This window comes from Paenibacillus dokdonensis, from assembly GCF_004916975.1.
GTDB classification, from domain to species: domain Bacteria; phylum Bacillota; class Bacilli; order Paenibacillales; family Paenibacillaceae; genus Paenibacillus_AQ; species Paenibacillus_AQ dokdonensis.
Window position 1 is genome coordinate 87,635 of record NZ_STGQ01000002.1, and the last position, 12,481, is coordinate 100,115.

Annotated in this window: 9 protein-coding genes; 3 read left to right on the forward strand and 6 right to left on the reverse strand. The window is 37.4% G+C overall.

What is annotated here, in order from left to right; translation table 11 throughout:
• Positions 1-13 precede the first annotated feature (13 nt).
• The 6 genes from E6W40_RS18540 to E6W40_RS18565 all read right to left on the reverse strand — a co-directional run bounded on the left by E6W40_RS18540 (position 14) and on the right by E6W40_RS18565 (position 8,419).
• Positions 14-853 carry an RsmG family class I SAM-dependent methyltransferase gene (locus E6W40_RS18540; RefSeq protein ID WP_136607126.1) on the reverse strand — a complete coding sequence of 280 codons (840 nt, stop codon included), beginning with the start codon at positions 851-853 and terminating at the stop codon, positions 14-16.
• Positions 846-1,958: an ATP-grasp domain-containing protein gene (locus tag E6W40_RS18545; RefSeq protein WP_168928978.1), complete on the reverse strand. Its 1,113-nt coding sequence runs from the start codon at positions 1,956-1,958 to the stop codon at positions 846-848. Before E6W40_RS18545 ends, E6W40_RS18540 begins: the two co-directional genes overlap by 8 nt.
• A gap of 70 nt (positions 1,959-2,028) precedes the next feature.
• On the reverse strand, positions 2,029-3,099 hold the full coding sequence (locus E6W40_RS18550) for a DegT/DnrJ/EryC1/StrS family aminotransferase (RefSeq protein WP_246073101.1): 1,071 nt from the start codon (positions 3,097-3,099) through the stop codon (positions 2,029-2,031).
• Between the two features lie 60 nt (positions 3,100-3,159).
• Positions 3,160-4,740, reverse strand: a complete 1,581-nt coding sequence (locus tag E6W40_RS18555; protein ID WP_168928979.1) for a glycosyltransferase — start codon at positions 4,738-4,740, stop codon at positions 3,160-3,162.
• A gap of 35 nt (positions 4,741-4,775) precedes the next feature.
• Entirely contained in the window at positions 4,776-6,365 is a 1,590-nt protein-coding gene (locus E6W40_RS30115) for a glycosyltransferase (protein WP_246073102.1), read from the reverse strand.
• Positions 6,362-8,419, reverse strand: a complete 2,058-nt coding sequence (locus E6W40_RS18565; RefSeq protein ID WP_136607129.1) for a glycosyltransferase — start codon at positions 8,417-8,419, stop codon at positions 6,362-6,364. Before E6W40_RS18565 ends, E6W40_RS30115 begins: the two co-directional genes overlap by 4 nt.
• 234 nt (positions 8,420-8,653) lie before the next feature.
• Between E6W40_RS18565 and E6W40_RS18570 the strand changes: the two genes are divergently transcribed.
• From E6W40_RS18570 to E6W40_RS18580, 3 genes are all read left to right on the forward strand, one after another.
• The gene (locus E6W40_RS18570) at positions 8,654-10,147 is read left to right on the forward strand and encodes a CDP-glycerol glycerophosphotransferase family protein (protein WP_136607130.1); all 1,494 of its coding nucleotides are present in this window, start codon (positions 8,654-8,656) and stop codon (positions 10,145-10,147) included.
• Between the two features lie 11 nt (positions 10,148-10,158).
• Complete coding sequence (gene tagD / locus E6W40_RS18575; RefSeq protein WP_136607131.1) at positions 10,159-10,551, forward strand: glycerol-3-phosphate cytidylyltransferase; 393 nt, start codon at positions 10,159-10,161, stop codon at positions 10,549-10,551.
• 321 nt (positions 10,552-10,872) lie between these two features.
• Positions 10,873-12,432 carry an IS1182 family transposase gene (locus tag E6W40_RS18580; RefSeq protein WP_136607132.1) on the forward strand — a complete coding sequence of 520 codons (1,560 nt, stop codon included), beginning with the start codon at positions 10,873-10,875 and terminating at the stop codon, positions 12,430-12,432.
• Positions 12,433-12,481 lie beyond the last annotated feature (49 nt).

Here is a 12,481-nt window from a genome sequence, read left to right on the forward strand (position 1 = left end):
GAATATTATCCTCCTAATTTTTAGTTATTATCAAAATTGGACGTTTATAAAACTCACTATTAGCTTCAATTTTCATAGATTTAAACCAACATGCAACTTCTTCTTTTAATTCTTGATTCTGCTGAGGAGTTATAAGTGCATTCGGAACATCAATATATTTTTTGAATTCACTATTATAATATGCGACATTTGTAGCCTTCCAACATGATTGATTAATGTTGGTCAGCAGTTGAAGAAACATGTCATATAGACAATCGGGCTTTATGATTGGTTTCAACTTATTTCCTCCCCAATTATAACCAACCTGAATTATTATCGTGGGAGAGATAGAATAAGAATTAAGGAAATTTCTGAAATAATCCCAAAATTCTATTTCCGTGTTTATCTTTCCTATATCAAATTCCACACCAGCATGATGCAAAACATTTAACAATAATGAAGAGTCAAATTTACTGTCAAATTTTATCACATCATCAATACCAAGTGATTTATTAATAATATCCATATTCCCCAGTTTGAAAATATCGTTAATTTCAGTTATAAAATTCGCATGGTTTATATTTGGTTCTAAGGCTGTAACTTTAAGACTTGGAAATTCATATGCTAAACTATGAGAGAAGAAACCAGTGTTTGCACCAATATCAAGAACACTCGAAAAATCGCTTTTCTCAAAAAATTCTAAAATGTAATTATATCTTGCAGTATCACCTCTCCATTCTTCATTAATTACCTCTGTATATCCTAGCTTTTCTTGAACGAATGAAGGGATGCTTTGATACATTGAATGTTTTGAGGAATCTTGATACAGTCTGCTAAGTTGAGATGTTATATTGTTCGTCACGGTTTCACTCACCTTTCATTTCTTCCAAAAAATATGCGTAGCTATCCTTCCTTAAATAAATATCGTTATTTATAAGCAAAGGTAAATTTTCAAGAATACTCTCGTCTGTATGATACATAATGCTTTTAATTTTTAATGAGCTAGTTAATCCATATAACCATAAGTAAGTTCCACTTTGTGAAATATCCCTAAGGTTATTTTCAATTGGTAAACCACACATCTTTATCCAATTTTCAATTAATGGTACTTTACAATCCAATACAAGCTGCAAAGGACCCCAAAACCGTGGATTTGCTTCGATCATATAGTCAATTGATGAATTTCTTTTAATTTCAACCATCACCACACCAAAATAGCCTAAATCGGTAAATAATTTATTATATTCAAACCCGATTTTTTCCAAATGAATATTGGAGGATTCAGCTAGTACTACAGATTTTCCATTTCCTTGTTGTATTAGATTCTTTTGCGAAAACGAAACTGAATTTCCTTCCTTATCAAAAGAAAATAATAAATAATATGATTCCCCATCTACATACTCTTGGAAATAAAAATCCTCTGTACGATACATTTCTCTAAACCGAGCCAATTCAGTGTTACTATAAATAATAACAGGGCTTAGTGCTAAACCAGAATTTGAATATTGCCTTGGTTTAGCTACTACTGGAAATCGGTGTATTTCATTCATTGTATATTCATGTGGAACTGCTAATCCCCTACTCTTACACAATTCCCCAAAAGAATACTTATCAGATATCAGTTCATAGAGCTCCGATGTTACTAGGGGCACTATTATATCGTTATTACGAAAAAGCTGCCGGTAGGATAACAAAAAACGATTGAGCCCTTCCGAACTAGGTACTACTATTACCTCATCCAAATCCAAAGATTCCTTGATATAGCCTATAGCTTTTAGTAATTCATCTAAATTAAGTTTCTGATCGCTTCGTATCCATTTAATATTTAATTGATAAGAGCTGAATGTTATGGGATCTTCAGGAGATAAAGCAATAATATAAAAAGGAAGACTATATTCTGTGAATACTCGGCACAATGCAATTACTGCTCTTGGATTAAAGCCGGAGATAATAATAAAGGCCTTTTTGTTACTTTCCATAATTATCATCCTTATTCGAAATTATTAGTACTAGATCTTCACAGGATTTTTTCAATATATTTATTCCAACTCATAAAAGAATATTTAAAAAGGAGGTCTTGATTTTTTCAATATCTTCTTTTTTTATATTAGTACTCATTGGCAAACATAATATTCTTTTCGATATATCGTTAGAAATTTCTGCGTATTCACTCTCAACGTATTCAATTGTATCGAGAGATGGGTAAAAATATCTTCTGGGATAAATTCCATTTTTCTCTAAATTAAGCATAACCTTATTTAGAATTTCCTCATTTTTGAGTAAAACGGGAAAATAGCTATAGTTATAATTACAATGAGGATTGTGAGAAGGGAGGGTCAAATAATCATTAGATTGAAAGGTTTCTAAATAGTAGTCATAAGCTGACTCTCTTTCTGCGATTATATCTTCCATATCTTCCAAAACGCAAAGTCCCATCGCTGCTTGAAATTCATTCATTTTCGCATTAATTCCTAACCCTTTAATAGTCTCCGGTCCAGTTATACCAAAGTTTATCATGCGTTGTGCTTTCTCATACAGATCGTCATCATTTATAATCAATGCACCGCCTTCAATTGTGTGGAACAATTTTGTGGCGTGAAAACTTAAAACTGACACATCACCATAATTCAATATACTTCTATCCTTATACTTTATCCCAAAGGCATGAGCTGCATCATAGATAATCTTCAGATCATATTTTTTTGCTACTTTCTCAATTTCTTCTACTTCACATCCATTTCCAAACACATGCACAGGAACAATTGCTGAAGTTTCTTCAACAATCTTCTCTTCTATAGCTTTCGGATTTATACAGAATGTATCTTTATCTATATCGACAAAAACTGGTTTAAGGCCTTCCCATACTAAACTACTAGTAGTTGCGACAAATGAAAATGGTGTAGTAATAACTTCACCTTTCAATTCAAGGAGCTTATATGCTACTTGCAATGCTAATGTACCATTCGAGACGAGAAGTAAATTTTTAACTCCCAGGTATTGTTCGAGATTGTATTTTAATTCGTTTACCAAAGCACCATTATTTGTAATCCACCCACTTTCATATATCTTATCCACATATGTTTTAAATTTATTTTTATCTGGGAGATATGTCTGAGTCACACGTAGAATGATCTTCACTTCCCATACTTTTTATTTTGCTTGCAAGTCTTTCAACATTACTTATGAAAGTGCAAATGTTATTTCCAGTTGTTTATATAAATTTTTTAATGATATTTGAAAATCAGTTTCCTCCAACAAGTCATATCTGTCTTGCTCAACGAACTTTCTTTGAGCATGTAATGCCAATTTATAAACTTCCTTCAATGCTGTTTTAAATTCATTTTGTGATAACAAAAAACCATCTTCTCTAGAAGCAACTATCATATTCAACCAACCTTCAATACTAAACTTTAAGTAGTCAAGTTTTCCTTGGTTTTGTCCTTCATGTTGCCTAAAATAGCTTAGCGGTTCCGAAATGTACACTAGTTTTCCTTTTCGCAAAAGATTGATCCAAGTAGCTACATCATTGATAAATCTGATTTTTTTTCCTTTATACCAACCAAAGTTCTTATCTAAATCTTGTTTCCTAAACATAGTAGTCGTTGGCTCGCCTATGAAATTGTAGATTTTTTTCAGCATGAAATTCCCGGCATCAATTCCGTTAATTATTGTATCCTCCGAGAAAATCTTCTGATTAATACTACTATCAGGTATCCTTCTCCCGTAATCATCGATTAATTCCCGGTAAGAAGTAACCAGCGTTACATCTTGGTATTCCTCTAAATAGGACACCATTTTTTCTATTTTTTCAGAATGGTATAAATCATCATCCATTAGATAACTGATATACTTTCCAGAAGCTTTATTCAAACATTTCCCGAAATTTTCAGAACCATACGGTTCATCATTTTTGTAATACTTAATATTCAGATGATTACTTAAATAGTATGAGAGCATCTCTCCCACCTCATTATTAGTACTATCATCACTAACAATAATTTCAATATTTATATATGTTTGATTCAATACACTCTTAATCGCCTCCTCCAGCATCTGAGGCCTGTTATATGCAGGAATCAATACACTAACAAGTGGAAATATATCCTTTGAGTACTCTTTGAGAAATATCAATCGTTCCTGCTCGTATCCCTCTAAATTTCTCGACACGCAGTCATGAATAACCCAGGGATTATGTTGAGATGGTATACCCACTTCATATCCTTCCCTTAAAAACTCTACACATTGTGATGCATCGTACATATGCCAACCATTTAGTAAATCATCCCTCCATGTAAGATCATACTGTGTGATCATAATCAGTCCATTTACATATTCTGCACTTTCATAATCAACATTCACTTCTTTAGTTAAACTTATATCTATAGTTCCGTTCTCATTAGTCTCGTAGACCGTCCCATAACGTTCCTTAGCCTTCAACCATATACCGCTTGGAGGCACTTTCTTAGCTCCAACAACACCAAGTAAGCCAAGATTAGAATATTTCAGGAATAATGAAACTACATTTTGCACAAAACTTTTATTGATAATATATGTGTCCTGATGAAGGTACACTTTATATTTCGCATTGGATTGCCGCATTGCATGGTTATAACCTTCCGTCATGCTTTTGGCACCTTTTACTGCAATTAGTTCAATCTCATAACCTTTCGGAATCACAAGTGACCTTATATACCTCGCACACTCTTCATATAAGATTTCATCATTAGTACAAGTGATGAAACATATTTTATGTTCGTTCATTATTCCGCTTCTCCTCGACATACGCAATTCTATTTCTATGAATTTATTACAGAATTGCTCTTTTTTTCTTTATGCAGAATTTCATCATAAAGTAGAAGTTCCTGATATTCCTTAGTTTGTTTATCAACATCTTCTAATTGAGGATAAAACCTCTCAATGAAGCTTATTCCACTTGTTATAGCAGAAAGATAGTCAGAGTTATTTCTGAAAAACCCTTTACTCTTGGCATTCAAAATTTGATGAGCGAAATCAACTCTTCCTAATAACAACATTTTAGAACTTTGAAGTTGTTGACCTTCATGGATTCTGAAATAACTTAATGTCTCAGAGATGTATACGATTTTACCTTCAGACAAGAGATTTAACCATGAAGCTAAATCGACAGTACACCCATTATCACGCCCACAAAATGTCCCGAATTGCTCATGAAGACTATTTCTCCTAAATAAGACGGTGGTTGGCTCGCCAATAAAGTTAGTTACATTTTTAAGTAATAATTCACCGAAAGCAATTCCATCAATTATCCTATCCTCATGAAATAATCTCTGGGTAGCATACCAATCAGTTAAATGATTTCCATACCTATCGATAACCTGCCTATGCGAAGTGATTAGGGAGATTTCTTCCGTGTCATCTGCGATAAAATACCACATCATTTTATCGATCTTCTCAGGATGAAACAAATCATCATCCATAAGAAAATTAACATAGTTTCCTTTAGCTAAATCCATACACTTCAAGTCATTTTTAAATTGACCAAGATTCTTCTCGTTTCTGTAGTATCTTATATTAGGATGATTAACCAGATAATTCTTTATCAACTTCTCTGTTTCATCATTTGTGCTGTCATCGCAAATCACAATTTCAATATTTTTATAAGTTTGATTGAGCACACTTTCCAAAGCTTGTCTAAAGTAATCAGGTCGATTGTATGTGGGTATGAGGATACTAACTAAAGGAAAAAGGTCTTTAGAATACTCATGAATAAAAATTTCTCTCTGTTCATCATATTTTTTCATATTCAAAGCTCCACAATCATGAAGACACCATGGCTGGCTCTGCCGAGGTACGCCAACATCTAATCCAGCTCGAATAAATTCACAAGTCTGTGAAGCATCATAATAATGCCAATCGGTAAATACATCTTCTCTCCAGAGTATATCGTACTGAGTAGTCATAATTAACCCATCAATGGCTTCAACAGTTTTATAGTCTTCGACTATTTCATTAAATGCGAGTAATTCCATTTTTTTAGTGTAACTATTTGCCCAAACCTTACCGAATTTCTGTGCTTCCTCCCACCATTTCCCGTTAGGGGGCATTTTCCCTGCACCAACAACCCCCATCATTCCGAGCTTGGAGTGCTTCATGAACAAATTAACGACATCAAATATAAAGTTTTTATTGATAATGAACGTGTCCTGGTGAAGATACACCTTGTACTTTGCGTCCGACTGTTTCATCGCACGGTTATAGCCTTCTGTAAGGCTTTTTGCGTCACGTATGGATACGAATACCACTTCAAAGCCATCAGGGACATAAAGTGAGCGAATATATCTGACCGATTCCTCGTATAAAACTTCATCATTAGTACATGTAATAAAACAAATCTTATTTTCGTTCATTTTATAATATTCTCCTCTATCTCCTTCTGCAGATCCATTATGCCCCTGTCTGGCTGGCTAATCTGAGTCAGAAAGTTCAAAGCATCTTGATGTGCCCCAAATTTATACAAAATGTATCCTAAATTAAACAAGGTATCTTCGTTTTCAGAATCTAGTGAATACGACTCCTCCAACAAAGGAATAACAAATTCATATTCGCCTGTACTAAAGCAATTCACTGCCACCCGATTTAAGGTATCTGTTTTATGAATAATATCAATTCCTACGGAATGAATAATATCCTGAACAGATATCGTACCGTTCTTAAGAAGTGTAATCATCTCGTCGCTAGCTTCGTCACGCTCCACATCATTTTCAATCCGACGGAGCAGGAATTTCACTTTATTTTCTGCTACTTTTCGCATGTAAATACTATGCTCGATTTCTCTGATCCATTTTCCAATCTGCTCATTCTTCTCTTCAAGTTGATTAAGCCACTCGAGAGCTGCTTCATCCTCTCCAATCGCAAACATCACGGTAGCTAAATTGATGAGTGTTACTGAGCTCAGAGGATCAAGCTCATAGGCTTTAGTCAGATAAGGAAGTACATTATCCAATTGTTTTCTTTCAAAATTTGAAATACCCAAATAATTCAATATTGAAATAGCAGGACCTTCGTACCTCTCTAAAGATGACAGAATTTGTGTCGTTGAATTTCTAAAAATATTGGACAGAATTTCTTCCTCGGGATTATCCAGCAAATCAGCAAAAAGAGAATACAAGATTTCATCTCGAGGAGTTTTGAAGGCGGTAATCAGGAAACTAGAAACTTCAAATTCTTGTGGTAATTGCTCTACTATTTCAGCGAGATCTTTTATAAAAGAGGCATCTTGTTCCTGGATATCATTCATTACATAGTCAAAATCTAATTCCTGAAACCCTGTCTTTTCAAATATTCCAGGAATGTCAGATATTTTCCAATACTTCTTATCCGGCTCCAGTCCAAGGCCCAGCATTAAATTCTTAACCAACGCAAAGTTATTCGCGTTTTCCATTTCAGTGATCAGTTTTCCCTGTTTAGTTAGCAGTTTCACCGCAACAGGTAGCACCTCTTCAAGGTTCATACCAGGGTTTAAAATAATATATTCAAAATCATATTCTTCCAGGGAGGAAAATTCGATCAACTCACATGGAATGAATGAGGATAATACTCCTGATTGGTGCATTGAGTTACACCCGTATATTTCTGCGAGAGGAAATAATTGCTTGATTTTTAAACTTGTAGCTCCAATACCCGTACCAAGAATCAATATATTGAAGACATCCTCTGAAGATCTCTTTATCAATTTAAGTACTTTGTCCTGGATCTTAGTTTCTTCGAAAGAAAATCCCCATTTTCCAAAAAACTGATCCTTATACGCCTTCTCTTCACTAATCTCATGGATACCATAATGGTGGACAAACACATGTCTGCACAACCCCAAACTCCAACCTGCTTGCTTCATTCGCAAGCAAAAATCAGCGATCATTGTTTTGCCTTGTAGTTGTTCATCAAATATACCGACGGTATCTATTGCTGTTCTTTTCATAATTAAGCAGAAATCCGAAAGTATCAGCCTGTTTTCTAAAATAGCTTCTTTATTTACTTCGATAGCGAAAGAGAGCATTTCCTCCATAGAAGCAAAATGATTGTTTTCAGCCTGATCATCATCCGCACCATTAGTTAGTGGCCCCACAGCACCTAGCTGCTCATTTTGATCTAATGATTGAACTAAAGACGACAACCAGTTCGGGGTTACTAACGTATCCGCATGCATAAACAGGACTGATTCGCCTACAGCCACTTGAACTCCCTGATTCCAAGCCTGTCCCAGCGTGAGTTCATTTTCAAAAAAGAGCGATCTTACATCCGTCTGTTCAGCCAACCATAATTTTGTTTCAAGCGACCCACCGCTTTCCACCACAATGAGTTCAAATGTTTCCTTCTCTGTGAATCGGCGAATACTTTCAATGGATTCTTTCATATATTCAAACTCATCTGATAAACTTGCCATAACAATACTTGTCTTTTGCATAACATAGCTCCTTAGAATAGAACATAATTAAATGATTTATTATAAACAGGGTTTTTTTGATGAATATATGATTAATATCGGTTTTTTTGTCGATTTCAAAGAGATTTATATTACAATATAAAAAATGAATTATTTACCAAATAAAAATTAAAGCATACCGCTTTATCCTCTTTAGTTATTCTCCGATAAACTATATATAAGATCTTTATTATGATATTTGGAAAGGATCAGGCAATGACTGCAAATGAGAAAATTAAAATAACGATGTTTCACTTTTCTTCCTCTGGTTCCAACAATTATTACTTATATCACGCCGCTTCAGATGAATTGAGAAAAAGGTATGATATAGAACTACTTACGGAGAAACAATTCCGCTATAATCGTCATATCGATGAAAGTGACGTATACATTACAACACACGGAGAATATATTTCAGATTACGAGAAAGTTAATATCGATTTATGGCACGGTTTTCCTCTGAAAGGCATGGCTAAGATGGACAAGAAAGAAACGACTCCAGATGATCATATTCACCAGCACTGGTCTAAGGTTGATATGATCATGTCTTATTCTGCTTTATATAATACGGCAATGAATGCCTGCAATGGGGCTAACATTTCTCAATATAGGATCACGGGGCTTCCCCGGAACGATGCGTTGTTGGCTAAAGGTGCGAGAAGCAGACTAAATAAACTTTACCCACAACTAAATTCCGAGACCGACACGGTAATCTTCTTTATGCCGACCTTCCGCAAATCGATAATGACACCAGATAAAAAAGAAGGGAACAAAATATTCAAAAATATATTTGGCCTGCCTTCTTTTGACAAGGAGAGTTTCTCAGCGTTTCTGGAGAAGCACCATATCTCTCTCGTTCTTAAGCTACATCCATTTGAGGAAAGTTATTTCAGCAATGAACTTGATGAAATGAAATCCGAACGGATCGTCGTTTTGAATGACAGCATGCTTGGTGAGCATAAACTTGACCTATACGACGTTCTAGGAGCAGCGGATATGCTCATCACGGATTACTCCTCCGTTTATATTGACTATTTACTATTGAATCGTCCTGTTCTCTTTTTACCTGTGGATCTGGAAGAATATAAGGAGAACCGCGGTTTACTATTTGAGCCTTACGAATTTTGGACACCAGGACCAAAGGCTTACTCTCAAGAACAGCTTCAGCAAGCGGTGAGTCGAATGTTAACAGACTCCGATTGGTACGAACAGGAAAGAACTACGATAAAAAGTATTTGCCACCAAAATCAAGACAATAAAGCTTCCGAACGAATCTGGAATTTAATCGATAATTATATAGAGAATCAGATGAATGTTATTCGGGATAGAAGAAGGGTACAACAGGAACATAAAATACTGCAGCAGCAAATTAAAAACACCATTCAGAAAATGATTGAAGCCAAGCAGTTAGTACAAGCCAATCAAGCCATCGAACAATACTTAGAATCTAATTCTGCTGATCAGGATATTTTCGCAATGAATGGCATGCTCCATTTAATGAACGGAGACCCTCAAGAAGCTATTCTCTCATTTCAAAGGGGGCATCAGCTTTTCCCATGGGACGAGGATCTGTTATATAACCTTGGATATGTATGTGAAATAACCGGTGCGTTGGAAAGGGCACAGCAGTACTACCGACAGGCTTTAAGTATGACTAAAAAAACTGAGCTCCAATCACTTATCAACGAAAGGCTTGCTTCTATTCAATAAGGAGGGTGCTTATGAAAAGGGTCATTACTTACGGAACATTCGATTTACTCCACTATGGGCATATTCTTTTGCTGCAGCGGGCCAAGGAACTGGGAGACCATCTTACGGTTGCACTCTCTACGGATGAATTCAATGAAGTTAAAGACAAGGCTGCCTACTTCCCGTATGAAAAACGAAAAATGATGCTGGAGGCTATTAAATATGTGGATGAGGTCATTCCGGAGTCGTGTTGGGAGCAAAAGAAAACCGATGTTATTCAGTTAGATATCTCTGTTTTTGTCATGGGAGATGACTGGGCTGGAAAATTTGATGAGTTGCAGGGGTACTGTCAGGTCGTATATTTACCACGTACACCAGACATTTCTACGACTTCAATAAAGTCAGAACTTCAAAGTTCATTATAAAAGGAAAGGAGGCTGTCCCAAAAGCCATGAAATGGCTGCTTGGGACAGCCTTGTTTTTTACGTAGGATATACTTAGACTTTTTGGGTGGACGCTGCGCGAACGGACCATTGTTCCAATCGCTGTGCTCTCCAGATTTTTTTTCATTCCCCTTAGCGGTGAAAATCCGGAGATCAAGGCGAACGCTGCCGCTTTTCCACAATCCGTCCGTCCTCTCCGCTGTTTATGCGGGGAATGGATCTTCAATCTTTAAAAAACAAAAAAAGAAACCTTTCTTTTGGTAAAATGGAAGTGTGACCAACCATTTCAAAGGAGAGGTTTCTTTGTACATTCAATATACCATGGACCAACTTTGTTTGCCAATGGATCTGGAAGAAGATATTCCAGAAAACCACCTCGTTCGTGTCGTGAATACTGCCGTCAATCGATTGGACGACGCCATTTTTGACGCTGCCTATCCCGGCGGCGGCCGTGACAGTTACCATCCCAAAATGCTCACCAAAGTCATCATCTACGCCTACACACAGCGCATCTATTCCTCAAGACACATCGCCAAAGCCATCCGGGAACACATCCCCTTTATGTGGCTAGCCGGACGGCAACGTCCGGATTTCCGCACGCTTAACCGTTTCCGTTCGGAGCGGATGAAAGACGTCCTCGAAACCGTGTTCTCCGCCGTACTTCAATTTCTTGCAGATGAAAAGTACATCTCCTTGGAACATTATTTCGTAGATGGTACCAAGATTGAGGCCAATGCCAATCGTTACACCTTCGTCTGGGGTAAAGCGGTCAGCAAACACAAGACCAAATTGCAAGAGAATGTACATGCACTTTTCTCCACCATCGAAGCCGCAGAGCATCAGGAAGAGCGCGAGCATCACGGCAAAGACCTGACCGAACTCGGTGAGGCTTCCGAGTTGGATAGCAGCAAGCTCGAACAAGTCACGCAGCAACTGGAGGCTCAGCTGCTGAAACATCCCAAGGATACCCCCTTAAAGAAAGCCGTTCGGAAGCTTCGGAAGGACTTGCTTCCAAGACTTGTGAAGTACGAACATTACCAAAAGTTGCTTGGAAATCGAAACAGCTTCAGCAAAACCGACACGGACGCCACCTTCATGCGGATGAAAGAAGACCACATGCGAAATGGACAGTTAAAACCGGGATACAATGTGCAGATTGGCACGAAAAATCAGTTCATTTTAGCCTACAGTGTCCACCAAAAACCCACGGATACCCGTTGTTTAGAGCCGCATCTGGAAATAGCACGGCGGATCTTGGGGCAACATCCACAGACAATCATTGAAGATGCAGGCTATGGAAGTGAAGAGAACTATGCCTATCTGGAAAAGGAAGAGATCACAGCAGTCGCTAAATACGGCAGTTACCATAAAGAAAAGAGCAAAGCGTGGAAAGCAGATGTGAGTAAAATCGAGAATTGGACGTACAACGCAGCCGAGGATAACTGGACGTGCCCCGCCGCGCAAACACTGCATTTCCACAGAGAAAGCAAGGAAACACTAGAAAGTGGATATGAGATTCGCAGGCGTCATTACCGAAGTCAAAGCTGTGAAGGCTGCCCGCTGAAAGATCGGTGCACAAAAGCAGCAGGGAACCGGGAAGTAGCGGTAAGTCTGGAAAGGCTACGATACCAAAGTCAGGCCCGGGAACGCCTCCGAAGTGAGGAAGGCTATGCCCTGGCCGTACGGCGAATGATTGAGCCGGAGAGTGTGTTTGGCCAACTGAAAAACAACCGGGGCTTCCGGCGGTTTCTGCTTCGCGGCATGAAGAAAGTGACGCTGGAGGTCGGATGGCTTTCGCTTGCCCATAATATGCTGAAGCAAGCCGGAGTAGAGCAAAAGCGCAAAGGAGCGATTCTCCAATAACGGGAAAATCGCTCCTTGCTGAGGTTTTTTCGGATCCCAAAATAAAACG